The sequence below is a fragment of the Gammaproteobacteria bacterium genome, from assembly GCA_040183005.1.
Taxonomy (GTDB): Bacteria; Pseudomonadota; Gammaproteobacteria.
The window spans coordinates 1146149-1172167 of the sequence record JAMPIW010000007.1; the positions used below are offsets into that span (position 1 = coordinate 1146149).

The window sequence follows — 26019 nt, forward strand, 5'->3', positions numbered from 1 at the left end:
CGCGACCCTGTCATCCAGTTTTCTGCCACGACGCCTTTCTGGTCATTTCTCCCCAATGGCCTTTTTTGCCGCGAACCCAATGATATAAACCCATCAGCCGCCACACTGAATTCAACTGGCGATAACCAAAATTTTCCGCCACAGCGACAAGGAACAAGATAAGAATATGTTTGGGTTTTGGGTAAATATGGAACGATATCTCCTCAAGAAGGAAAGCACTGACGGAAAGCAACACGCCCAGCCCCATAGCCACAACGAGAAATGCCACCATCGCCTGGCCTGAAATCATGCCAAAGATGAACGCGACCGTCATGAAGATATAACCTATCACCTCAATAATCGGACCCAGCCATTCAAAAACCATCATAAATGGAAAAGCCAGCCAGCCTACTGCCCCTCCCTTGCGACTAAATAACAGATCGAAATTCTTAGCCAAACTCTCGGCAAGCCCACGCTGCCAGCGGACTCTCTGGCTTTTCAGTGTTTTCAGATCCTCCGGTGCTTCTGTCCAGCAAATGGGATCGGGGACAAAGGTAATGCGGTAAGGTACACCTTGTTGCCGCAAATGCCGGTGCAGGCGCACGACCAGCTCCATGTCTTCGCCAATGGTGTTGGTGAGATACCCCCCAACGGATATCACTTTTTCTTTATGGAACACACCAAACGCGCCGGAAATAATCAGCAAAGCGTTGAGTGGTGACCACCCCAGCCTGCCGAACAAAAAGGCACGCATATATTCCACGATCTGAAACAACGCCAGAGGATTGCTCGACAATCCCCTGCCCACCAAAAAGCCGCCACTCACCTCGCAGCCATTTGCAATACGCACCGTGCCGCCGGAGGCCACCGTGGTAGGGTCTTCCAAAAAGGGTTGGACTACCTTTTCCAGGCTGTCGCGCTGCAAAATTGAATCAGCGTCGATGCAGCAAAAAAGCGGGTAGCGTGCGCTGTTTATGCCAACGTTGAGGGCGTCGGCCTTGCCGCCATTTTCTTTGTCGATGACGCGCAGATTAGGATATACCGTGGACTGGTATATGGTTCTGACAGGTTTTGTTTTTAGACGGACCCGGTAGGCTTCCGGAAATGGGGCCAATGAAAACTCCTGAATCAGCACCTCCAATGTTTTGTCTTTTGAGCCGTCATTGATCACAATGATCTCATACTCAGGATAGTTCAATTGCAGCAAGGAACGTATGGATCCTGCGACTGTTGCTTCTTCATTGTATGCGGGGGACAGGACGCTGATTGGCAATTGCAAATCGGCATACTCTTGGGAAAGCCCTTCCTCCGTGCCATGCTCTTGCATATAACGTGAGAGGGTAAAAAACGACATTATATTTAGCATAACGTATCCCAGGTTCATCCCGATGAAATACAGCAGGAAGAACCACTGGGATATCAATATGATGCCGGACAATGTCATGCCATCTTCTTTTCGGCGATTACCTGGACGAGGATGTCTTTCGCGTAACGGTCAGTCTGTTCGTTCCTGATTTTTTCGAGATCAGCAATGCTTATAAATGGCAAGCTGGATAACGCTTGGGCCGCCCGGTAACGCACCCACCACTGCTGATCGCACAACATATTTATCAAAATATATTTGTCATAGATTAACCCCATCTTTCCCAAGGCCCTCACCGCTTGAACCCGCACATGCCACGCGGCATGCGTAAGATTCTTCCGTACGATATCCAAGGCGTCAGGACTCTTGAAGGCATGGAGGCAGGCTGAAATAACTGCGGTGCTTGGGAATTTATCTATCACCTGGCGAAGAACCACTGTCGATGAATCACAGGCAATAGTCTCAAAATAACGGATCAGGAGTGGAATATGCGACTCGGGGGAATGCAATACCGCATCCGCCAATGCAGCGCATATAACATGAGGCGAAGCCTCATGCAGGATGTTGGCGACCCTGGCGGGTGGCCAGTCGGTCCGCGCACTGATCAAGGGGATGATGAATGGCATCGCACGCTCTTCATCAATTCGAATCAGGGCTCTCATCGCAGCCAACGACACAGAAGGATGCTCATCGACGGCCGCGTTTTTAATCTCTTCCCAGACTGTTTTTTCGCGCAGCAATCCCAGCGTTGTAATTGCAGCCAAACGGGGCCTCACCTTACGCTTCTTTAAGAGACGGCCTGCAACCTGGAGCATCCCGGCCTTGCGCGCGATTTCGTTGAGATTATCCTTTGCGCTACCCCGCAGGGATTCATGGAAGTGATTCCAGAGATTGAATAAAACCGGCCAATCCTTTTTTTTTACCGGAGGAAGAACATCGGGAATGGATTCCAGGCTTCGTATCAGGATAGGGCGCCAGGTATCCACAAAGAGCCTTCTGCGCCGCTCGTCCCGAATAAGCATGTAGCGTAGCGAGAGCACATAGAGCACCAAAAAAATGATAATGAAAATAACAGCCAGCCCTGTCCAGAAGGCCAGATTTACTATCGGATCAGAAGAGGTGGCGAACTCCAAGACGAATTCCTTTTCTGGTATAGATATCACCCTGCTCATGCAAGCTGATTTCGTGGGTAAGAGCCCACGCGGGTGTAACCCAGTAACGGCCTATCAATGCCAATGTCTGAACATCCGAGGTGCGCAGCACCCCCTTTCCCACATTCTGTACTTCCTGGCCTGTGGCGTAAACCATGTTTATATGGTTGCGATCGCCATAGTAATAACCGAGCTGGAGCGCATGCACGATGGGCGCCCCCCCTCCTTCGACCTGACTCGCGGAAAAGGTATAGGCGGCACGATAATTCTGCCAATAGCGCTCCAGAACGAGAATTTCCCGATTGATGCCGGAAGCGATATACCCTGTAGCGGGCAATTCAAGATTCTTGCAGAGCGCCCTTGAATCATCGCTCAGGTCGCAGCTTGTTTTGTAGTTTGTGTAGCGCCATCCCAAATGAATGCCCCACCCCTGCCCAAAGGCATATTGCACCTGCCCCAGCATAGACCACTGCGGCAGCACACGGTGGGTTGGACTCGCATTACCCTCAAGCAAAACCGTCCAGCGCTGGCCTAAAGGGTAATACATCCCCGCCAGAAACTCCCTGTCATTGAAAGAAAAACGCTCCGTTTCCCGCGCAATGCCATAAACAACCTTCCGCTCGGCAATTTTTTGCGTGGCCTCAATATACGTACTGCGCCAACCGGGCAGTTGATTATTAAGGTTGTCATAAGCATGGCCAATCTCGATCTCCGCTGCTGTGGCAGAAAAGTGGACAAAGGCTATCGACCATGCCAGGCAAGCGCATTTAATCCATTTCATGCCGCTGTTTTTACCCTTAAATGGCGCCGCACCCTGGCCATCAGTTCCACCGGCTGAAAAGGCTTGATAATATAATCAGTAACACCCGCGTCGAGCGCCCGGACTATGTCGCGTTCCTGGGATCTGCCCGTCAACATGATCACCGGCACATCACGCCACTCGGGCTTGGCGCGGATATGGGCATTTAACTCGTAGCCATCCGCATAGGGCAGCATTAGATCGAGCAGCACCAAACTGGGCGGCGATATTTCGTCTATCACAGCTTTCGCTTGACGACCATCCGTGGCCATAACCACATCAAATCCTTCACGCGACAGCATAAAGTTCAGCAGAAAACCGATGCTTTCGTCATCTTCCACAACAACAACAACGGGTTTCGCATAATCTTGTTGTGCCGTCATTGTAATCCCACCCTTCGGCTTAAATACGCATATCTGGCCTGCAGGGGCAGACCTCCTTCAAGGGTATTATCGGCACGATGACGCAAAAGATGAGCGGGAAAACCATTCGCACAAGAATGGTTTAATGATTTCTAGGAAATAGGGGGGAACGCGAAGGGTAATATGGCGGAGAGGGTGGGATTCGAACCCACGGAAGGGGGATGCCCTTCAACGGTTTTCAAGACCGTCGCTTTCGACCGCTCAGCCACCTCTCCGGTCTAGTCATACTATCTGCGGAAGCATAACCGAAACAGAGGATAAAATGCCAGCGCACAAGCAAAACTTTGACATGATATAGACACGGAAGATAAGATTGGAACAAGTCCAGCGCAAAAGTGTCTCACTACAGCGCGTATCCTTTCTCTATTCTCCCAGGAGCCAATATCCAAATGAATCGCTATCAACAACCTGTTGCCACGACCGCCAGCCGAACTGGCTCAGCGCTCGCCGCCAACAAGATGATCAGGAACACCTATACGCTGCTGGCGATGACCCTGCTGTTCAGCGCCGCGACCGCAGGTGCATCCATCGTGCTCAATCTGCCTCACCCCGGACTGATTATCACCCTGCTGGGTTATTTCGGGCTGTTGTTCCTGACGTACAAGCTGCAAAACAGCGCCTGGGGCCTGTTGTCGGTATTCGGGCTGACTGGCTTCATGGGCATCACCTTGGGTCCTGTTATCAATTCTTACCTCGGCTTGCCCAATGGGGGCCAGGTTGTCATGACCGCGATGGGCGCGACCGGCGCAATCTTCCTCGGCCTGTCCACCTACGCCTTGACCACGCGCAAGGACTTCAGCTTCATGGGCGGCTTCCTGTTCGTTGGTGTGCTGGTGGCATTTCTGACGGGCCTGGGTGCAATCTTTTTTGAAATGCCTACCCTGGCGCTGGCGGTTTCCGCCATGTTCGTACTGCTCGCCTCCGGCCTGATCCTGTTCGAAACCAGCCAGATCATGCACGGTGGCGAAACCAACTACATCCTGGCGACCGTCTCTCTGTATGTCAGTATCTTCAACCTGTTTACCAGCCTGCTACACCTGCTGGGCGTGACCAGTGGTGATGATTGACGCTGGTACCCCAGCATAATAAGTGGCCATGAAAAGCACAGCACCGTGACCGAAGAACACATCTTCGCGCAATACGTGCGCATTCTCGGTAAAGGCAAAAAGGGCTCGCGCTCGCTAACGCAGGATGAGGCATATGAGGCGATGCGCCTGATCCTCGCCGATGCCGTCGAACCGGTGCAACTCGGCGCCTTCCTGATGCTGATGCGCGTCAAGGAGGAAAGCCCTCAGGAGCTCGCCGGCTTCGTGCGCGCGGCGCGTGACTCCCTGACATTGCCCAACCCCCTCCCCCAGGTTGATCTGGACTGGTCATCCTACGCAGGCAAGCGCCGCCACTTGCCGTGGTTCACTCTCTCTGCCCTGCTGCTGGCCGAAAACGGTATATCGATACTGATGCACGGCATCGGCGGGCGCAAACACGACCGCGTATATACTCATACAGCGTTTGAGTCCCTGGGCATTCCAGCCAGCCAGTCGCTCGACGAGGCCGCCATGCGCATCCGCCAGCATGGCTTTGCATTTCTGCCGCTGGAACGGTTTCAACCAAAACTCCAGTCAATTATCGACCTGCGCGACATGCTGGGGCTGCGTTCTCCGGTGCATACCCTGTCGCGCATGCTCAACCCCTTCCAGGCCCCCTACCTGATGCAAGGCATCTTCCATCCCGGCTACAAAGAGATCCATCAGCAGGCGGCACTGCTGCTCAAGCAGCCCCATGCGGCAGTGCTTAAAGGTGAAGGAGGCGAAATCGAGCGCAACCCGGATGCATCGTGCCAAGTGCTGACAGCACATGAAGGCGTGGCTGGTGAGGAACAGTGGCCCGCCATGTTTGAAGGTCAACGCCACATGAAGGACGAAACCATGGATGTGCGTCGTCTGGCGGCGCTGTGGCGCGGCGATATAGAGGATGAATATGGCCTGGCTGCAGTCACCGGCACCGCTGCCATTGCACTCAAGCTAATGGGCCGGGCGGAATCGTTTGAAGCCGCCGAGGCATTGGCACGCGCAACGTGGGATAACCGGCCCAAGGAAAAGTTTGGCCCGTAACCCTTCATCAAAAAACGTCAATATACACTCCTGCCACGCCAACCGTAAGCGTCCAGCCGTCCCACCTGTTTTTATAGTTACCCTTGCGCCACCCTGTGGTTTTCACAGGAGAGCGGCACATGAATATGAAATCGTTGGAGGCAAGTCGCCACTACTGGCAGCAGCACGTCGCGGCCTGGCGGTGTAGTGGCCTGAAGCAGATTGATTATTGCAGGCAGCATGGACTGGTGCCGAAGCAGCTTCGCTACCGGATCGCCAAAGACCGTCGAAACGACGTTTGCGTGAGCGGCACGGATGCGGTCACGCTGGTGCCCGTGCAGATCGAGGAGGTCAACGGTGCTGGGTTGGTGTTGCAGAACGCGGGGGGGTGGCAGCTCACGCTGCCGTCCGGTGTTTCGGCAAGCTGGCTGGCAACCTTGCTGCGGGGCTTGTCATGATTGCGCAGCCGCATACGATCTGGGTGGCGGTCGCGCCGATGGACATGCGGGTGGGCATCGATGGTCTGTCGCTGCGGGTGCAGCAGGCGCTGGGCAAGGCCCCCTGCGATGGCTCGGCCTATGTGTTTCGTAACCGTCGCGGTGATCGGCTCAAGGTGTTGCTGTGGGATGGCAATGGCGTGTGGTTGTGCCAGCGCCGGTTGCATCGGGGGCGCTTCGTCTGGCCGCAGGCGGACAGTCCGGTCTGGTCATTGGAACTTGCCCAATGGCAGTGGCTGATTGCTGGTGTCGACTGGCAGCGGATGTCGGCCCAACCGGCGGCCGACTGGCGTTTGTGACGATTGAAGCCGCCATGAAAAATGGTGAATAAAAACCTGTATTTATGCGGCTTTCTGCGGTGTTTCATGGTATAATTTTGTCATGAAAAACGTTGCCGAAGCAGCCCTGCAAGACGCTCCTGCCGCTCTCAAAAACTGGGCTGTGCTGGCGATGCAGCAGCTCGACGAAAAGAGTAACAAAGTACAACAGTTAAGCGATCAACTGTCACTGCGCGACCAGCAGCTCAAACACGCCGACCTCAAAATCCAGGCCCTGACCTTCGAACTCGCCTACTACAAGCGCATTCGCTTTGCCAACAAGAGCGAACAATTCTCCTTGGAGCAGCGCGAGTTGTTCGAGGAAAGCTGGAATACCGACACCAGTGCGCTGGAAGCCGAAGTGGAACAGCTGGCATCTACCCAGCAACCCAAGCGCGAACGCGCCGGTCGCCAGCCGTTGCCGAATCATCTCCCGCGTATCGAGCACCGCCATGAACCTGAGGGTTGCACCTGCGGCCAGTGCGGCAAGGATCTGGTCAATATCGGCGAAGACATCAGCGAGCAACTGGATGTCGAGCCCGCCCGCTTCTTCGTGCATCGCCACATTCGTCCGCAGTATGCTTGCCGTGCTTGTGAGACCGATGGTCGATGATTATGCCGGCTACAAAGGCCTGTTCGCCCACGCCGTGGTGGAACTGGCGTGCCTGGCCCATGCGCGGCGGAAATTCTACGATCTGCATGCCGCCCATCAGAGCCCGATTGCGGCCGAGGCATTGAAGCGCATTGCCGGACTCTACGCCATCGAAGATCAGGGCAAGACCCTGGGCATCGAAGATCGTCATGCATTACGCCAGCAACACGCCAAGCCGAAGCTGGACGAATTCCATGCCTGGCTCCAGCGCACACGGCTCACCACCGCCACGGGTAGCGGCACCGCCAAGGCCATCGACTACAGCCTCAAACGCTGGGATGCAATCAAGCGCTACCTCGGGGATGGCCGTTACCCCATCGATAACAACCCGGTGGAAAATGCTATCCGTCCTATTGCGCTTGGTAAAAAGAATTGGCTGTTCACCGGCAGTGAACGCGCGGGCCGCCGCGCCGCCGCCATCCAGAGCCTGTTCGCAACGGCGAAACTCAACGGCATCGAGCCGGCTGCCTGGCTGAAGGATACGCTGGAGAAACTGCCGACCTGGCCTAACAGCCGCATTGATGAGCTGTTGCCGTTGCGGTCTGTGCAGGCATCAGGCTGAGCTGTATAGATGGGGCGGCTGGACGCTTACCGCCAACCAACGTTAGCCTTGAAATAATTCCACACCAAAAAGGCTACACCTCTGAGCTTACCGTACAGACTAAATTCCCAAACTGTGTACCGCATCACATTTCCAGCGTGACTCCTTAGGCAGAAATAAAATCGCCCTACCAGTAACTTAGCAACACCAGCAAACTTACCCAGGAACACCCATCGCATGAACAGCCTAAAGTCACGCCTAGCATCCGTAGCGACGCTATCCGCCATGATCACAACTGCTACCCTGATGACCGCAGCAATGACGGCCACGGCCACCGCCGCTACAGCGCCTGAGCAATGGGTACCACACAGGATACTCATCCAGCCACGCGCCGGGTTATCGGGTCTTGAACTGGACAAAATCATCAAACCCCACGGCGGACGCGCCATGCGACACATCCCTCGCACCAGCTTCCAAGTCGTGGAACTACCACCCCAAGCAGATGAAGTTGCAATATCGCGAGCATTGTCACGCCATCGTCATATAAAATTTGCGGAACTCGACCGGTTAGTGTCCCTGACAGCGACCAACGCCAACGATCCCTATTATGGCAACGCATGGCATCTATCGAAGATCCAGGCCCCCACTGCATGGGATACCTCGCGCGGCACAGGCATCACCGTGGCCATCCTCGACACTGGCGTTGATCCAAACCATCCGGATCTGGCTGGGCAAATGGTGCCAGGCTGGAATATGTACGACAACAACAGCGACACCTCGGATGTCTACGGCCATGGCACGCAGGTCGCCGGCGTGGTGGCAGCCGCCAGCAATAACGCCACAGGTGTCACATCCATTGCCTGGCAGACCAAGATCATGCCGGTGCGCATCAGCCAGCCGGACGGCTACGCCACTTATAGCACTATCGCCAGTGGCCTCACATGGGCAGCGGACAACGGCGCACGCGTTGCCAACATCAGTTATGGCGTATCCGGCAGTGCAGCCATACAAAGTGCAGCCCAATACATGAGAAACAAAGGAGGTGTCGTGGTGGTTGCTGGCGGCAACAGCGGCGTTTATGACGCCACCGCGCCAAATGCGGCCATGCTCTCCGTGGCCGCCACTGACAGCAGCGACACTCACACTAGCTGGTCAACCTATGGAGAATTCATTGATATTTCGGCCCCCGGCGCGGGTATCTGGACCACAGCAAGAGGCGGTGGCTACTCGGCGCCCTCCGGCACCTCGTTTGCCAGCCCTGCAACTGCTGGCGTGGTCGCACTCGTCATGGCCGCCAACACCGCTCTTCAGCCTTCCCAGGTGGAGAACATCATGACTTCAACCGCAGATGACCTGGGCACAGCCGGTTACGATACCTATTACGGCTATGGACGAATCAACGCCACGGCAGCAGTACTCAAGGCCACTCAAACCCAAGCGCTTGATACCCAAGCTCCCACAGCCGCCATCGCCTCACCCACTGGCGGCACCGTTTCCGGTATAGTCCCCGTGACCGTAAACGCAAGTGACAACATCGGCGTCACCCGTGTGGATCTCTTTGCCAATGGAAAATTACTGGCCAGCGACGCCACCGCGCCCTATTCATTTAGCTGGGATTCCACGCTCACCCCAAGCGGAGCAGCTAAACTGACAGCCAACGCAGTGGATGCCGCAGGCAACCAAGGCACATCCCAATCGGTCAGCGTCACCGTTGCCAATACATTGACCACAGCGGACACCTCCCCGCCGACTGTCAGCATCACTTCTCCCACTAACGGCAGCACTGTGGGCTCAGCCGTCACCATCCGGCTGGCGGCAGCCGACAATGTAGCCGTCTCCAAACTAAGCTTATACATCAATGGAGCAGTAAGGAGTGTCACCACCGGCAGCACGCTGTCCTACAGATGGAAAACGGGGCAAGCGTTAAACCGCTGGAATACTATTAGCGCAGTGGCAGAAGATGCTGCGGGGAACAAAACCACTACTTCCATACAGGTTTTAAGGTAAAGAACCGGCCACCACCCTCACTTTAAAAAACGCTGGCCATTCCTTGGGATGACCAGCGTTTTTTGCATATATCAACAATAACTTATTTAAATTCAATCTGATAACATTAAATAGCGCCAATATGTCGGGATACTTTACAGTTCACAGCCCCCTTTTTTCGCCACCATTGCAGCGCACAAAATACACAACAATATGTTTTTAATAGTTTTTTATAAATGAATCGTTAATTCGCGCACTACAGTGAAGTGTCGAAATATTTTACACTCCAATCTTCCATGAAATGACGAGGGAATATTTAAATTTGTTTAATTCTTATAAAACATATATATAAATTATGTTGGCACGTGTTATGCATTAATATCGGCATAAGGAAAAAATGTTGGCCAAGAGGGCTAAAATATACTTGCTCTCAAGGTGAAAAACATGCAAAAGTCCATCACACATGCCGTCGGCGCACTCATTATGGTAAGCGCCGGAATGTTGTTCCTGCCAGTCACCACAGCCCATGCGTTTGTCATCACGGGACAGCTTACAGGGGATATTCGCACGGCGAATCCTGATAATCTGTTTGTCGATGTAACGATTACCGTGAATGATGCCACGAAAAATACCGCATCATGGGTTGTAGATATCAACTCACCCCTGCACCCAAAGGTGAAGCTGGATGAGTTTTACTTTAACCTCGCCAGCACAATAGCCCCGGGCAACCTCACTTTCTCTGGATTCAATCCGTTAGGTTGGGCGATTAACTCTTCGAATGTAGTAGTGCAAGGGGTCGGGGGAGCAACCTTTCAATTCGAAGCCCTAAATGGTGCTACGGGCAATAATAAAATTGATGTAACCAACAGTCAGAATCTGACATTCAATATGATTCTGTCGACGGGAATCTTCACAGCAAACGACTTTCTCAATGCTCCAATCTCCAACAGTAACGATGCCGGATCCGGTCAAATGGGGGCGCACTTACAGAGTTTGAATGCATCACAGGGACAGAGCGATAGTGGATTTGCCTTTGGAGACTACGAATCTGGTGTAAACCCCAGTGAAATCCCCGAACCCACCACACACCTGCTGTTAGGCCTAGGACTTCTTGGCCTGCTATTCACCCGCAGGGTCGTCCGCCGTACTTCCTGATCAACCTTCCGTGGTTGACCTGTCAGAAGGTTCTCACCGTATAGTAATAAAAACGAGGCAAGGATGCCCTTTTTCTATAGTCACCTCACCGTCATCGCTGGGTAGCCGCCAGTTGTTTTGCTCGCGCACCCTGTCCATTTCGCGTCTATAAATCCAAAATAAGCCTTGCCATTTCAACCTATAAAAAGCAGTTAGCCACAGAGTTCACAGAAAAAAAACGAGTGGGTTACCGTAAAATATTGCCCTCACCCGCTCGGTGATCAGAAATAAATTACGAGAATCCGTATCACTTCTGTGTTCTCTGTGGCTTGCATCTGCGGTTGTACTTAATCATCCCCTCTCCCCGCAAGCGGGGAGGGTTAGGTTCTGTTGACGTTTCATCTCAGCCACAAAAGTACCGCCGCAAAAGATAGCATTCCCATGTAATTAACAGCTTTTTTCTCATATCGAGTAGCAATCCGGCGATAATGCTTGAGCTTGCCAAACATGCATTCGACGGCATGTCGCTCCTTATAAAGCCAATAATCACAGTCAATTTTCTCTTTTCGGTTCGACTTCGGCGGAATCACAACCTCTATCCCACGCGCCTTTAACCACGCGCGCAGCTCGTTTGTGTCGTAGCCTTTATCCGCCAGAAGTGCTGATGTTTGGATGCCTTCCAGCAGCGGTATTGCGACCGTGCACTCCGCCGTTTGGCCACCCGTCAGAATGAATTCAATCGGCATGCCAAGTGCATCACAGGCCGCATGAATCTTACAGCTAAACCCACCTTTGGAGCGCCCCAGCGCTTCTTTTTCAGCCGAACTGCCCGCCGCGACTGCGGCACAGGCGTGCGCTCTTGTCACCGTTCCATCAATAGAAACATCTTGTAAATCAGCATCTTCAGAAAAATAAGTGAGCAATCTATCCCATGCGCCATTCGCACACCAACGTGAGTATCGCTTGAAGACGCTATTCCATTTGCCATGCTCTGGCGGCAGCGTCCGCCACTGCGCGCCGGTGCGCAGTATCCACAATGATGCGCCCATAAATCGCCTGCATTTATCGGGCGATCCGAGATGCACGCCCGTCAATTTAGTTAAGTGTGACAATATACGCACCCACTCACTATCGCTTATTTTGGTTCTGTCCATGCCAACCTAAAACGGCGGATTCTACCAAAACCGCGAAACGTCAACAGAACCTAGGAAGAGGGGAGATAAAAACAATTGGCCACAGAGTTCTCTGTGGCCAACTGTTTTTTACAGGATGAATGGAGCACCAACTACCGGATGTATCCATGCAGGTGCGCACAGCACACGCTACTATTCATGTCGTTGTGTAGAGCGTCATTTCAACGCAGCAACACACAGTGCAGTGAGCGCGCTGGGGTAGATGCCCAGGGCGAACACAGCAAGGCCGTTGGCGCTCATCACCACGCGCATATCCAAGGCGGGTTTGATCGGATTGGTGTCCTCGGGCTTGTCGAAGTACATCAATTTGACGATACGCAGATAGTAGTAAGCGCCAATCACGGAGAAGAGCACTGCCACCACCGCCAGCCAGGTCATATCAGCCCTGATAAGGGCCTGGAGCACGGCGAGTTTGGCCCAGAAACCCACGGAGACGGGGATGCCGGCCATAGAGATCATCAGGATCAGCATAATAAAGGCGAACCACGGGCTGCGTTGATTCAGCCCCTTGAAGTCCTCCAAACGGTCCGCCTCGAAACCGGCGCGGCTGAGCAGTATCACCATACCGAAGCCACCCAATCCCATCAAGGCATAGACGAGGATGTAAAACATCGAGGAGGAATAGCCGTTTTCCGTGCCGGCCAGTATACCCAGTAACAGGAATCCGACGTGGGCGATAGTGGAATAGGCAAGCATGCGTTTGATATTGCTCTGGGCAATGGCGATGATGTTGCCCGCCGCCATCGAGGCGATGGCGAGCATAATGAGCATGCCCTGCCACTGCATATGCAAATCACCCAAGCCCTCTACCAGTAGACGCATCACCATGGCGAACGCGGCGATCTTGGGGGCGGTACCAATATAGAGCGTCACGCTGGTGGGCGCGCCGTGATAGACATCCGGCACCCACATATGAAACGGCACCGCGCCCAGCTTGAAGGCGAGGCCCACCACCACAAACACCACGCCAAATGCCAGCACGATGTTTTTGTCATGGCTCTGCGCAAGATAGGCGCTCACCTCGGTGATATCGAGGCTGCCGGTCACACCATAGAACATCGACATACCATAGAGCAGCATGCCGGAGGCCAGCGAACCGAGCACAAAATACTTCATCGCTGCCTCGGTGGCGCCGATGGAATCCCGTTGCAAGGCGACCATCGCATAGAGCGACAACGACAGCAGCTCCAAACCGAGGTAGATAGTGAGAAAGCTGTGCGCGGAGACCATCACCATCATGCCCAGCACACCAAACAGCCCCAACACAAAATATTCGCCGGTAAAAAGCTGCCGTACACGCAAATATTCACGCGAGTACAAAAATACCACGGCGGTGACAAGATAGATAAAGACCTTGAGCACATCCCCCATGGTGTCGCTGATGAAACTGCCGCCGAATGTCATCTGCGTCTCGCCGGTATGCAGGCCAACCGTCAAAATCGCAGCGCCAACGAGGGTCGCTTGCGACATCAAGTAGGTGACGACACGGTTTCGCTCACCCACAAAGAGATCAGCCAGCAACACCACACAGGCCATGCACAGCACAAAGATCTCCGGCAGGGCCAGCGCAAAATTGGGCATCTCGAAATTCATATTAGACATCAATCTTCAATCCCAAGCTTCTTATCTTGATTTGTACTAAGTTGACCACCGAGACACAGAGTTTTTAATGAATTCAAAATTTCTCTGTGAACCCTGAGCCTCCGTGGCAAGAATCTTACAATTTTGAACTCACCGCCTGTTCAAGCAAATGACCGACCGACGAGTGCATCACCTCAACCAGAGGGGCGGGATAAACACCCAGCAGCAGAACCAACACGGCCAGTGTTCCCAGCACCAGAGCCTCACGGCCATTCAGATCCTGCAAAGCCGCGACGTTTTGGTTACCAACCGGGCCGAAGATGACACGCTTCACCATCCACAGGGTATAGGCCGCACCCAGCACCAGCGTGGTGCTGGCGAGCAGGGCTATCCAGAAGTTCGCCTTGAATGCAGAGAGGATCACCATGAACTCGCCGACAAATCCCGACGTACCCGGCAAACCGGCATTGGCCATGGCGAAAAATACCATCAACGTCGCAAATACCGGCATGGTATTGGCCACGCCGCCATAATCGCTGATATTACGGCTGTGCAGACGGTCATACATTACGCCCACGCACAAAAACATCGCGCCGGAGACAAAGCCATGCGAGACCATCTGCACCAGCGCGCCTTCCAGGCCCAACGCCGCCCCGGCGACGCTGTTCGTATTGTCGAAGATGCTGAACACCAGAAAGAATCCCAGCGTGACGAAGCCCATGTGTGAGATCGACGAATACGCGATCAGCTTCTTCATATCCTCCTGCACCAGCGCGACAAGCGCGATATAGACCACCGCGACCAGCGACATGGCAATCACCAGCCAATCCAGCTCATGACTGGCGTCGGGCACGATCGGCAGGATAAAGCGCACGAAACCATAGGCACCGAGCTTGAGCATGATGGCGGCAAGGATCACCGAACCGCCGGTGGGTGCTTCGACGTGCGCATCGGGCAACCAGGTATGCACCGGCCACATCGGCACTTTGACAGCAAAGGCGATGAGAAACGCAAAAAACAGCAGCACCTGGGCAGTCATGCCGATGCGCAGGTCGTGGAAGTCGAGGATCGAGAAACTGTCGGACTGAAAGTACAGGTACAGCACGGCAACCAGCAACAGCACCGAACCAAGGAAGGTATACAGAAAGAACTTGATCGCGGCATAGACGCGCCGTTGTCCACCCCAGATGCCGATAATCAGGAACATCGGCACCAGCATGAATTCCCAGAACACGTAGAACAGCACGGCGTCGAGGGCGGCAAACACGCCGATCATGAGTCCTTCCATGATCAAGAAGGCTGCCATGTATTGCGAAACTTTATTCTGGATGACCTCCCAGCTCGCAATGATCACCAGCACCGTGGTAAAACTGGTCAGCAGAATAAGCGGCATGGATATGCCGTCGATGCCCAGCGAGTAATTGATGTTAAAGGTAGCGACCCACGGCATCTGCTCGGCAAACTGCATCTGATACGTGCCATTGTCGAAGCCGGTATACAGCGGCAGGGACACCACAAAGGTGAGAATTGAAAATATCAGCGCCAGCCAGCGTACCAATACATCGTTTTTACCGGCGGCAAGCACCACCAGTCCGCCGATGATCGGCAGCCAGATAACCAGGCTCAGGAGTGGCAAATCAGAAAACATGCAAAACTATCCTGTTTTTTGTTCTTAATACACAAAGAAGGTCAGCAACACCACAAGACCAATGATCATAGCGAAGGCGTAGTGATACATATAGCCCGATTGGGCACGACGTATAACACCCGAGATCCAGCCGATGCCGTTTGCTGTGCCGTTCACCATCACACCGTCGATCAGCTTGATGTCGCCAAAGCGCCAGAAGAGACGCCCCACGCTACGCCCACCACCCGCAAATACAGCATCGTTGAAACTATCGAAACCATATTTTTTATCGAGGATGTTGTATATCCCGGAGAAGCGCTCCTTAAGGCTCTCGGCAATCTCGGGACGCTTCATATACAGGAACCAGGCCACGGTGACGCCGGCAGCGGATAGCCAAACCGCAGGGGCCATCAGGCCATGAATGATAAACTCAACCCAGCCATGATACTCACCACGCAACACCCCCAGCACATCATGCTCAGGCAACACAAAGATGGCACGGCCGAAGAAATCACCAAATTGGAGAGGACCTATTGCAATAGCACCTATCACTACCGAGGGGATCGCCAGCAGGATCAGTGGCACAGTCACCACCGCAGGGGATTCGTGCAAATGACTGCGCGTGTGCTCGTCCATGCGCTCCTTGCCGTGGAATACCAGGAAGAACATGCGGAAGGTATACAGGGCCGTGACAAACACGCCCAACAGAACGGCGAAATAGGCGAACCCGGCGCCCGGTACAGTCGAGATCTGAACCGCCTCAATAATGCTGTCCTTGGAAAAGAACCCGGAAAATCCGGGGAAACCGATCAAGGCCAGTGCGCCGATTAGCGATGTCCAATAAGTGATCGGCATGTATTTTTTCAGGCCACCCATTTTTGTGATGTCCTGTTCATGATGCATGGCGATAATCACCGAGCCTGCGGCCAGGAACAGCAACGCCTTGAAGAAGGCGTGGGTCATCAGGTGGAAAATACCTGTCGCATAGGCCGACGCACCCAGCGCCACGGTCATATAACCTAATTGGGAAAGCGTCGAATACGCCACAACGCGCTTGATATCGTTCTGCACAAGGCCGAGGAACCCCATAAACAGCGCCGTGATTGCGCCGATGACGATCACCACGCTCAGTGCGGTTTGCGACAATTCATACAACGGCGACATGCGCGCCACCATGAAAATACCGGCAGTCACCATGGTAGCGGCATGGATGAGGGCCGAAATCGGTGTCGGGCCTTCCATCGAATCCGGCAGCCACACATGCAACGGCACCTGCGCCGATTTACCCATGGCGCCGATGAACAGCAGGATGCAGATCATTGTTATCACGGACCATTGCTGATTCATGGCAACTTCGGCAGTGACATTCGCCATCGACGGAGCCGCGCTGAATACATCAGCATAATCCAGGGTATTGAAGTACATCAGCACTGCCGCGATGCCGAGCAGGAAACCCAGATCACCGACACGGTTGACCAGGAATGCCTTCAGGTTGGCATAAATCGCCGATTCTTTTTGATACCAGAAACCAATCAGCAGGTAAGACACCAGACCCACCGCTTCCCACCCGAAGAACAACTGCATAAAATTGTTGGCCATTACCAACATCAGCATGGAGAAGGTAAACAGCGAAATATAGCTGAAAAAACGCTGGTAACCGGGATCATCGCGCATATAGCCGACGGTGTAGATATGCACCATCAACGACACAAAGGTCACCACTACCATCATCAATGCGGTGAGCTGGTCGATCATGAAGCCGACTTCGAATTTGATTCCGTCGCTGACCAGCCAGGTATAGACCGCACCGTTATACGGATCCGCACCATCCAGGATGATCTGCTTGAAGACCACCAGCGACAATCCAAAGGAAATGGCAACCCCGATTATGGTTGTCCAATGCGCCCCGGCGCGGCCTATGACCTTGCCGAACAGGCCGGCGATAATCGCACCGAACAGTGGCGCCAAGACAACGGCAAGAGAAATATTCTGCATGATTCTGGCGTCCCTATCCCTTTAAGGTATCAAGATCTTCGACATTAATGGTGCGCTTATTGCGGAACAGCACGACCAGAATCGCCAAGCCGATGGCTGCCTCGGCGGCAGCAACCGTGAGTATGAAAAAGACAAATACCTGCCCAGCGCTATCGCCAAGATAGTGGGAAAAGGCGATGAAATTCATATTCACTGCCAGCAGCATGAGCTCAATCGCCATGAGCAGGATGATAACGTTCTTGCGATTGAGGAATATCCCTGCCAGGCTGACGCTGAACAATACAGCCCCCAGAATTAGAAAATCCGATAACGCGATCATTGCGTCCCCACCCTTTGTAATCTTTTATTGTAAATCTCAAGAGCCTGCTCAACCCAGTAAAGCAGTTCAACTTTCTTTCTTTTCCGTTTCCATCTTGACGATGCGCACACGATCATTGCGGCGCGTCGCAACCTGCCATCCCGCATTCTGATACTTGGTCTGTGGCCGTCTGCGCAACGTCAGGGCAATGGCCGCGACAATCGCCACCAGCAAAATCGCGGCGGCAATTTCAAACGGATATACATACACCGTATAAAGTATTCGCCCCAATTCCTTAGTGTTGCTGTAATCGGCCATATGCCTGGTGGGTTCGGCGAAATGCTCCAGCCCAAAATACTTAGGGCCTACCGCAATCGTCATTTCCACCATCACAACCAGCGCGACAATGATTCCCACCGGAAGGTATCTGATGAAGCCCTCACGCAGTACTGTGATATTGATATCCAGCATCATGACCACGAACAGGAACAACACCATCACCGCGCCAACATATACCAGCACCAGGGTAATGGCGAGGAATTCCGCTTCGAGCAGCATCCATAGCGCAGCGCTGGTAAAAAAGGTCAGCACCAGAAAGAGCACGGCATGTACGGGGTTGCGCACGGTAATCACCGCTACCGACGCAGCCACCAAAATTGCCGCAAAAGCGTAAAAAACGATCTGTTCCATGCTCATAGTGTATGTGTAGAGTCTGCCTAACTTGATAAGTTTACTGTGTCACAAAGCGCTGAAGGGCGCATTGCGGCGTTAAAATCGGACTCAAAAGCTCATTTACTAACTGTAAACTCCGCTTTTTCGCCCGATTTTGCCTTGCACTGCATCCCTTGATCGCTTTGTGACACAGTAAAATACTTAACGGTAAGCCGCATCATGGGTACGATCTGCGGCAATCTGTTTTTCGTAACGGTCGCCCATTGCCAGCAGCTTGTCCTTGGTCATGATGGTGCCTTCCCTGCTCTCAAAATGGTATTCGAAGATGCGCGTCTCGACGATGGCGTCCACCGGGCACGCTTCCTCGCAAAAACCGCAGTAAATGCACTTAAACAGGTCGATATCATAGCGTGTGGTACGGCGTGTGCCATCATCACGCGGCGCGGAATCAATGGTGATGGCCAGCGCCGGGCACACTGCCTCGCACAGTTTGCACGCAATGCAGCGCTCCTCGCCATTGGCGTAGCGGCGCAGCGCATGCAACCCGCGAAAACGGAATGACTGCGGGGTCTTTTCCTCGGGATACTGCACGGTAATCTTTTTTGCAAAAAAGTACTTGCCCGTGAGCTTCAGCCCAATAAAAAGCTCCCACAGCAGCAGACTTCTAAAATAGTTTGTGATCGCGTTCATCGGCGTTCTCCATTCAATGCGGGGTGCGCCATACGCGCCCAACACTTCTAATCAAACCAAGGGCCTATTTCAGCCAATACCGCAGCTCCCACCACCAGCAGCCAGACTATGGTGATAGGGATAAATATCTTCCAACCCAGACGCATGATCTGGTCATAGCGGTAGCGCGGGAAGGTAGCCCGGAACCACAGGAATAAAAACAGGAATACCGCCGTTTTGCCGAGCAGCCAGACTATACCAGGCACCCAGGCGAAGGCGTCGGCAAGGATCGGGATACCTTCGAATGGGGACAGCCAGCCACCCAGGAACATGACAGATGTCAGCACCGACACCAGAATCATGGCGGCGTACTCGGCCAGGAAGAACAGCGCAAACGCTATTCCTGAATATTCCACATGAAAACCGGCGACGATCTCGGATTCGCCTTCGGCTACGTCAAACGGCGCACGGTTGGTCTCCGCTACACCGGAAATGAAATACACAAGAAACAACGGCAGCAACGGCAGCCAGAACCAATGTATCACGCTGCCCTGCTGTGCAAGCACAATCTCGCGCAGGTTCAGGCTTCCGGCGGCAATCAGCACACCGACCAGGGCAAACCCCATGGCGATTTCGTAGGACACCACCTGTGCGGCGGAACGCAGCGCGCCGAGAAATGCATACTTGGAGTTGGATGCCCAACCGGCAATGATGATGCCGTAGACGCCCAACGAGGTCATAGCCAGAATATACAACAAGCCTGCGTCGACGTTGGCAAGCACCAGATTGCTGTCGAAAGGGATCACCGCCCATGCAGCGAGCACCGGCGCAAGCGCCACGATTGGCCCAAGAAGAAATAGGAACCGGTTGGCATTGGTGGGAACAATGATTTCCTTGAGCACCAATTTCAAACCGTCTGCGATCGGCTGCAACAGTCCGAACGGCCCGACGCGATTGGGGCCGATGCGCACCTGGATATAACCGATCACCTTGCGTTCGGCCAAGGTGAGATAGGCAACCGAGAGCATGATCGGCACCACAATAACCACAATCTTGAGCACAATCTGGAGGATTTCGGGAATCCCGCTCCACACGGCTTGCAGCATCTCAAGCATGGGCAGCCACCTTGCCGGACGGCACGGCGCTCTCAGTGCCTTGCAGCCCCAAACGCGCCTTTATAGTCTCAATCTCAGTAAAATAGTTCGCTGCCACCTGCCCGTCTGCGGTTTTTTGCAAAGAGGGGGCGCGGCGCACGATGGCGTCGACGGCATACATGGGCGTGTCAATCGTGCCCGATACGGCTTCAACACCCAGCTTGGACGGACAAGACCAAATCATTGTGTTGTCCACCTTGGTCTCCGTGGCCGTGGCGCGCAGTTCGTCACGCACCTCTTCCGATGAAAAATAGTCAAAACCATCGAGACCAAACAGATTACCCAGCACGCGTAACACTTTCCAGCCTGGACGGGATTCACCCAGCGGTGACACCACGCCCGCGAAGCTCTGCCAGCGGCCTTCGGCGTTGACAAAGGTGCCCGAGGTTTCGGTGAACGGACCGATGGGCAAAATGACATTGGCATAGCGCTGCATAAGCTCGCTTTTATAGGACGACAGCGACACCACGAAATCGGCGCCAGTCAGTGCCGTCAGCGCTGTTGTGGGATCGGCGCAATCGAACTCCGGCTCGATACCGAGCAACAGGTAGGCTTTCAGCCTGGAATCCAGCATGGCGCGCGCGTCCAGACCAGGGGTCGCTATGGATTCCCCGAAGGCACCACGATGCGGCAGCGCACCCGACAACCAGCCTCCCACGCTATTGCCCGCCTCCGGCAAGTAGCCGAACACCGCGTTACTCAACTGCGAGATCACGCCCGCAAGTGCGCGCAGCGTGGACATGGCGGGATGGGCTAACGCCTGGCTGCCCATCAGCACTGTCGCCTTGTTCGCCTGGCGCAACTGCTGGGCAATTATCTTGTGGGTATCATTCACAGCCACGTCCGCCAGCAGCGCATCCAATCCCTCTGGCGCTTGCCCGCCAGTCAGATGCAGCAACGCTTTGGCAATCCCGGCAAGGTCACGCTCCATATCCCCAACGCCAGAGATCAACCTGGCCTTAACCGGAAAGTTGAATTCATAATCTGCGGCGTTGACAAACATCACGCTGGCGCCTACCAGCGCAGCCATGCGCAAGCGGTGAGCAGCAATAGGCTGCTCTTTGCGCACGTTGGAGCCGATCAGCAACGCGGCATCAACATGTTCAAGATCCGGTATCGCCTGACCGAGCCAAGGATAGACCGGCGCAATCTGCTGGTCGCTGAAATCACGCTGGCGCAGGCGATGGTCAACGTTGGAGCCGCCCAGACTTCGCACCAGTTTCTGGGTGAGGTACATTTCTTCCGTGGTGGCAATCGGAGAAATCAATGCGCCCAACTGGCCGGCGCCATGACGGGTCAGCACGGACTTCAGCCCGGCCACGGTGAACTCAAACGCCGTGGTCCAATCGGTTTCCTGCCAGTGGCCGTCCTTTTTGATCATCGGCACGCGCAGACGATTAGGACTGCTCAACCCTTCATAGCTGAAGCGGTCGCGGTCGGAAATCCAGGTTTCATTGATCGCTTCGTTTTCACGCGGTAGAACACGCATTACCTGATTGCCGCGCACATCCACATGGAGATTGGAGCCAATGCAATCATGAGGCGCAACGGTATCGCGCCTCGCCAATTCCCACGCGCGGGCGGCATACCGGAAAGGTTTGGAGGTCAGCGCGCCCACCGGGCACAAGTCGATGACGTTGCCGGACATCTCGGATGCCAACGCCTTTTCGACATAGGTTCCGATTTCCATATGTTCACCGCGCCCGGTGGCGCCAAGCTCTTTGATACCGGCAATTTCCTCGCCAAAACGCACGCAGCGGGTGCAATGGATGCAGCGTGTCATCTCCGTGGTAATCAGGGGGCCGATGTCTTTGTCTTTGACGACGCGCTTGCTTTCCATGAAACGCGAATTGCTGGCACCATAACCCAAGGCCATTTCCTGCAAATCACACTCGCCGCCCTGATCGCAGATCGGGCAATCCAGCGGGTGATTAATCAACAGGAACTCCATCACGCCCTTCTGCGCATCAAGCGCGCGGGGAGATTTGGTGTATATCTTCATCCCCTCGGTCACCGGCGTGGCGCAGGCGGGCAAGGGTTTAGCGGCTTTTTCAACCTCGACCAGACACATGCGGCAATTCGCCGCGATCGACAGCTTCTTGTGATAACAAAAGCGCGGAATAGGAATACCGGCGTCATCCGCAGCCTCGATAACCATCGCGCCGTCTTTCGCCTCTACCAGCTTCCCATCAATCTCAATATTTACCATGACTGCTTGTCCGTCACTCAATTATGCCGCTGCGGCTGGCGCTGCCTTACCCACCATACACTGACGGTGGTCGATGTGGTACTGGAATTCATCGCGGAAATGCTTTATGAAGCTAATCACCGGCATTGCCGCAGCATCGCCCAAGGCGCAAATAGTGCGGCCCTGAATCTTGTTGGAGACATCCACCAGCATATCCAGATCTTCCGGCTTGCCCTGCCCATGCTCAATACGATGAAGTACGCGAGACAGCCAGCCCGTCCCCTCGCGGCACGGCGTACATTGACCGCACGACTCCTCATAATAAAAATGAGCGAGGCGCGCCAACACCTTGACCATGCAAGCGGTGTCATCTATGACGATCACCGAGCCAGCGCCGAGCATTGAGCCTGCCTTAGCTATGGAGTCGTAATCCATATTGACATTCATCATCATGTCGCCAGGTACCACCGGCACGGAAGAGCCGCCCGGAATGACGGCTTTTAGCTTGCGCCCGCCGCGCATTCCGCCAGCCATTTCCAGCAACTGGGAAAAAGGCGTACCCATCGGCACTTCATAGTTCCCCGGTTTGTTCACATGGCCCGATACGGAAAAGATCTTGGTACCGCCGTTGTTGGGCTTGCCCAACTCCAGGAACCAACGCCCGCTGTTGCGCATGATGGCCGGCACTGAAGCCAGTGTTTCGGTATTGTTGATCGTGGTGGGCCGTCCGTACAGACCATAGCTGGCGGGAAACGGCGGCTTGAAACGCGGCTGGCCTTTTTTGCCTTCAAGGGATTCGAGCAGCGCCGTCTCCTCACCGCAGATATAAGCGCCCGCGCCCAGATGCGAATACAACTCAAAGTCGACGCCCGACTCCAGGATATTCTTGCCGATCAATCCGGCCGCACGAGCCTCGGCCAATGCCGCCTCGAAGCGTTCATAGGGTTCCCAGAACTCACCGCGCATGTAGTTATAGCCCGCCGTGGCACCGATGGTATAGGCGGCAATCGCCATTCCTTCGATCAGCGCATGGGGGTTATAACGCAGGATATCGCGGTCCTTGAACGTGCCCGGCTCGCCCTCGTCGGAATTGCACACGATATACTTCTGGCCGGGGACATTGCGCGGCATGAAACTCCATTTCAAGCCAGTGGGAAACCCTGCCCCGCCTCGCCCGCGCAAGGCCGAGGTTTTGAGTTCGGCTATAATCTCATCGGGCGGCGTCTTTTCCGCCAGGATCTTTTTCCATGCCTCATAACCACCCGCACTCTGGTAAGTCGCCAGAGTCCAGGGCCGGTCAAGGTGCAATGTATTGAAACAGACTTCGTTAGTCATGGCCGTTACTCAAGATTATCGAGGATTGCGTCAATCTTCGACGGGGTCAGATTCTCGTAGTATTGTTTGCCGATCTGAAACATCGGCGCGCCTGCACATGCCCCCAGGCATTCCACCTCACGGAGGGTAAATTTGCCATCGGGGGTGGTCTCACCCATACGAGCACCCAACTTCTTCTCAAGATGCGTCACGATTTCATCCGAGCCACACAGCATGCAAGAAATGTTGGTGCAAACGGCTATTTTGTGACGACCAACAGGCTTCAGCGAATACATGGAGTAAAAGGTTGCCACCTCGTAAACCGAGATCGGCTCCATCTCCAGATAACCAGCTACAGCGTCCATCAAGTCCTTGGTCAACCAACCGCCGTTTGCATCCTGCACGATATGCAGCGCGGGGATCACTGCGGACTGTTTTTGCTCGGATGGGTATTGAGCGACCCACCGGTCGATTCCAGCGCGCACTTCGCCGGAGAGCAGATTCAGATTCGCTTGCGACATCAACGATCAACCTCACCAAATACGATATCCTGTGTCCCGATAATAGCCACCACGTCCGCAATCATGTGACCGCGCACCATCTCGTCCAGCCCGGCAATATGGGCAAACCCCGGCGCGCGGATTTTCATGCGATAGGGCTTGTTGGCGCCATCGGATATCAGATAAATTCCGAACTCACCTTTGGGATGCTCCACCGCAGCATAGGCCTCACCCTCGGGCAAGCAAAAGCCTTCCGTAAACAGCTTGAAGTGGTGGATCAGCGCTTCCATGTCACCCTTCATCTGCACACGCGGCGGCGGCGCAATCTTGTGATTTTCGATCATCACAGGGCCGGGGTTCTTGCGCAGCCAGTCGATACACTGGCGGATAATACGATTGGACTGGCGCATCTCCTCGACACGCACCAGATAGCGATCATAGCAATCTCCCTGTACTCCGACCGGAATATCAAACTCCAGGCGGTCATACACTTCATAGGGCTGTTTCTTACGCAGATCCCAGGCGATACCAGAGCCGCGCAGCATCGGGCCGGTAAACCCTAGCTGCAAGGCGCGCTCCGGCGATACCACGCCGATACCCACGGTACGCTGTTTCCAGATGCGATTGTCTGTCAGCAGGGTTTCATATTCATCAACATACCTGGGAAAACGCTCAGTGAAATCCTGGATAAAATCCAGCAGCGAACCCTGGCGATTGAGATTGAGCTGATTCACTTCCTTCTGGTTATGCCACTTGGATGTCTGATAGTGCGGCATGGTTTCCGGAAGATCCCGGTAAACGCCGCCAGGGCGGTAGTAAGCTGCGTGCATGCGCGCGCCGGACACCGCCTCGTAGCAATCCAGCAAGTCCTCACGCTCACGAAAGGCATAGAGGAACACCGTCATCGCTCCGATATCGAGCGCGTGCGCGCCCAACCATAGCAGATGATTCAGGATGCGCGTGATCTCATCGAACATCACGCGGATATACTGCGCACGCAATGGCGGTTCGATGCCCAGCAACTTCTCCATGGCCAGCACATAGCCATGCTCGTTGCACATCATGGACACGTAGTCGAGGCGATCCATATAGGGAACGCTCTGATTGTACGGCTTGCTCTCCGCCAGCTTCTCGGTGGCCCGGTGCAACAGGCCGATATGCGGATCGGCGCGTTCGATGACTTCGCCATCCAGCTCCAGCACCAGACGCAGCACACCATGTGCGGAAGGGTGTTGCGGCCCAAAATTCATTGTGTAATTGCGTATCTCAGCCACGCTTGCTCTCCTTCGTGCCCGTCTCATACCTGCTGTCATGGCGGATTACGCGCGGCACCAAGGTACGCGGCTCTATGCTCACCGGCTCATACACAACGCGTTTCTTCTCGGGGTCGTAACGCATCTCGACATTGCCGATAAGCGGGAAGTCCTTGCGAAACGGATGACCAATAAAGCCGTAATCAGTGAGCAAGCGGCGCAGGTCGGGATGGCCGTCGAACAGGATGCCGAACAGATCAAATGCCTCACGTTCGAACCAATTCGCCACAGCCCAGATATCAATAACCGAATCCAGCCGAGGCAGCTCATCGCCAAGAAACACTTTGAGACGCAAACGCTGATTGTTCTGAACAGACAATAAATGGTAAACCACGGCAAAGCGCGGGCCTTGCCAGCTTCCTTCGCCATACTCCAGATAGTCCACACCGCACAGGTCGATGAGCTGCTCGAAACCGAACGCGGGTTCGTCACGCAATGCCGCGCATACCTCTAAAAGTTTTTCGCAATGCACATCCACGGTCACCTCGCCAACCGCCACGCGGCAATCGGCCAGTGCGTCACCGAAACGCTCCTGAAGGCTCGCCGCCAGATCCTGTTTTATATCAGACATCAATCAATAACTC

At 54.4% G+C, this 26019-nt stretch carries 23 protein-coding genes, 1 tRNA gene and 1 pseudogene; 7 read left to right on the top strand and 18 right to left on the bottom strand.

Going from position 1 to position 26019, the window contains the following annotated elements:
- Positions 1-10 precede the first annotated feature (10 nt).
- The 5 genes from M3A44_11330 to M3A44_11350 form a co-directional block, all read right to left on the bottom strand.
- The gene (locus M3A44_11330; protein ID MEQ6342218.1) at positions 11-1423 is read right to left on the bottom strand and encodes a glycosyltransferase family 2 protein; all 1413 of its coding nucleotides are present in this window, start codon (positions 1421-1423) and stop codon (positions 11-13) included.
- Positions 1420-2475, bottom strand: a complete 1056-nt coding sequence (locus tag M3A44_11335) for a HEAT repeat domain-containing protein (protein MEQ6342219.1) — start codon at positions 2473-2475, stop codon at positions 1420-1422. Before M3A44_11335 ends, M3A44_11330 begins: the two co-directional genes overlap by 4 nt.
- Positions 2453-3274 (bottom strand): YaiO family outer membrane beta-barrel protein, encoded by an 822-nt coding sequence (locus M3A44_11340; protein ID MEQ6342220.1) that lies wholly within the window; start codon positions 3272-3274, stop codon positions 2453-2455. Before M3A44_11340 ends, M3A44_11335 begins: the two co-directional genes overlap by 23 nt.
- The gene (locus tag M3A44_11345; protein MEQ6342221.1) at positions 3271-3675 is read right to left on the bottom strand and encodes a response regulator transcription factor; all 405 of its coding nucleotides are present in this window, start codon (positions 3673-3675) and stop codon (positions 3271-3273) included. The genes M3A44_11340 and M3A44_11345 overlap by 4 nt, the downstream gene beginning before the upstream one ends.
- A 163-nt stretch (positions 3676-3838) precedes the next feature.
- Positions 3839-3929 (bottom strand) — tRNA-Ser (locus M3A44_11350).
- 174 nt (positions 3930-4103) lie between these two features.
- On the opposite strand from M3A44_11350, the gene M3A44_11355 reads away from it, so the two are divergent.
- From M3A44_11355 to M3A44_11385, 7 genes and pseudogenes are all read left to right on the top strand, one after another.
- Entirely contained in the window at positions 4104-4781 is a 678-nt protein-coding gene (locus M3A44_11355) for a Bax inhibitor-1/YccA family protein (protein ID MEQ6342222.1), read from the top strand.
- Between the two features lie 45 nt (positions 4782-4826).
- A complete protein-coding gene (locus M3A44_11360; GenBank protein MEQ6342223.1) occupies positions 4827-5825 on the top strand; it encodes a glycosyl transferase family protein in 999 nt (332 codons plus the stop codon).
- A gap of 119 nt (positions 5826-5944) precedes the next feature.
- Positions 5945-6262 carry an IS66 family insertion sequence element accessory protein TnpB gene (locus M3A44_11365; protein ID MEQ6342224.1) on the top strand — a complete coding sequence of 106 codons (318 nt, stop codon included), beginning with the start codon at positions 5945-5947 and terminating at the stop codon, positions 6260-6262.
- Positions 6259-6600, top strand: coding sequence for an IS66 family insertion sequence element accessory protein TnpB (gene tnpB / locus M3A44_11370; protein ID MEQ6342225.1), 342 nt, complete (start codon positions 6259-6261; stop codon positions 6598-6600). Before M3A44_11365 ends, tnpB begins: the two co-directional genes overlap by 4 nt.
- 151 nt (positions 6601-6751) lie before the next feature.
- Positions 6752-7832: pseudogene (locus M3A44_11375) on the top strand (IS66 family transposase).
- 216 nt (positions 7833-8048) lie between these two features.
- Positions 8049-9818 (top strand): S8 family serine peptidase, encoded by a 1770-nt coding sequence (locus M3A44_11380; GenBank protein ID MEQ6342226.1) that lies wholly within the window; start codon positions 8049-8051, stop codon positions 9816-9818.
- Between the two features lie 423 nt (positions 9819-10241).
- On the top strand, positions 10242-10952 hold the full coding sequence (locus M3A44_11385) for a PEP-CTERM sorting domain-containing protein (protein MEQ6342227.1): 711 nt from the start codon (positions 10242-10244) through the stop codon (positions 10950-10952).
- A gap of 377 nt (positions 10953-11329) precedes the next feature.
- Here the strand turns inward: M3A44_11385 and M3A44_11390 are convergent, their stop codons facing one another.
- The 13 genes from M3A44_11390 to M3A44_11450 all read right to left on the bottom strand — a co-directional run bounded on the left by M3A44_11390 (position 11330) and on the right by M3A44_11450 (position 26006).
- Positions 11330-12085, bottom strand: coding sequence for an IS5 family transposase (locus M3A44_11390; GenBank protein MEQ6342228.1), 756 nt, complete (start codon positions 12083-12085; stop codon positions 11330-11332).
- 195 nt (positions 12086-12280) lie between these two features.
- Positions 12281-13717, bottom strand: coding sequence for an NADH-quinone oxidoreductase subunit NuoN (gene nuoN / locus M3A44_11395; GenBank protein MEQ6342229.1), 1437 nt, complete (start codon positions 13715-13717; stop codon positions 12281-12283).
- 124 nt (positions 13718-13841) lie between these two features.
- Positions 13842-15353, bottom strand: a complete 1512-nt coding sequence (locus M3A44_11400) for an NADH-quinone oxidoreductase subunit M (protein ID MEQ6342230.1) — start codon at positions 15351-15353, stop codon at positions 13842-13844.
- Between the two features lie 24 nt (positions 15354-15377).
- Positions 15378-17327: an NADH-quinone oxidoreductase subunit L gene (gene nuoL / locus M3A44_11405; GenBank protein ID MEQ6342231.1), complete on the bottom strand. Its 1950-nt coding sequence runs from the start codon at positions 17325-17327 to the stop codon at positions 15378-15380.
- A gap of 13 nt (positions 17328-17340) precedes the next feature.
- A complete protein-coding gene (nuoK, locus tag M3A44_11410) occupies positions 17341-17646 on the bottom strand; it encodes an NADH-quinone oxidoreductase subunit NuoK (protein MEQ6342232.1) in 306 nt (101 codons plus the stop codon).
- A gap of 66 nt (positions 17647-17712) precedes the next feature.
- Complete coding sequence (locus M3A44_11415) at positions 17713-18315, bottom strand: NADH-quinone oxidoreductase subunit J (protein MEQ6342233.1); 603 nt, start codon at positions 18313-18315, stop codon at positions 17713-17715.
- 183 nt (positions 18316-18498) lie between these two features.
- Positions 18499-18987 (bottom strand): NADH-quinone oxidoreductase subunit NuoI, encoded by a 489-nt coding sequence (gene nuoI, locus M3A44_11420; protein ID MEQ6342234.1) that lies wholly within the window; start codon positions 18985-18987, stop codon positions 18499-18501.
- Positions 18988-19034: 47 nt separating this feature from the next.
- Positions 19035-20081, bottom strand: a complete 1047-nt coding sequence (gene nuoH / locus M3A44_11425; GenBank protein ID MEQ6342235.1) for an NADH-quinone oxidoreductase subunit NuoH — start codon at positions 20079-20081, stop codon at positions 19035-19037.
- Positions 20074-22329 carry an NADH-quinone oxidoreductase subunit NuoG gene (nuoG, locus tag M3A44_11430; protein MEQ6342236.1) on the bottom strand — a complete coding sequence of 752 codons (2256 nt, stop codon included), beginning with the start codon at positions 22327-22329 and terminating at the stop codon, positions 20074-20076. Before nuoG ends, nuoH begins: the two co-directional genes overlap by 8 nt.
- Before the next feature lie 21 nt (positions 22330-22350).
- On the bottom strand, positions 22351-23643 hold the full coding sequence (nuoF, locus tag M3A44_11435) for an NADH-quinone oxidoreductase subunit NuoF (GenBank protein ID MEQ6342237.1): 1293 nt from the start codon (positions 23641-23643) through the stop codon (positions 22351-22353).
- A 5-nt stretch (positions 23644-23648) separates the two neighbouring features.
- On the bottom strand, positions 23649-24143 hold the full coding sequence (gene nuoE / locus M3A44_11440) for an NADH-quinone oxidoreductase subunit NuoE (GenBank protein ID MEQ6342238.1): 495 nt from the start codon (positions 24141-24143) through the stop codon (positions 23649-23651).
- The gene (locus M3A44_11445; protein ID MEQ6342239.1) at positions 24143-25396 is read right to left on the bottom strand and encodes an NADH-quinone oxidoreductase subunit D; all 1254 of its coding nucleotides are present in this window, start codon (positions 25394-25396) and stop codon (positions 24143-24145) included. The genes nuoE and M3A44_11445 overlap by 1 nt, the downstream gene beginning before the upstream one ends.
- Positions 25389-26006, bottom strand: coding sequence for an NADH-quinone oxidoreductase subunit C (locus tag M3A44_11450; GenBank protein ID MEQ6342240.1), 618 nt, complete (start codon positions 26004-26006; stop codon positions 25389-25391). Before M3A44_11450 ends, M3A44_11445 begins: the two co-directional genes overlap by 8 nt.
- Positions 26007-26019: the final 13 nt, after the last annotated feature.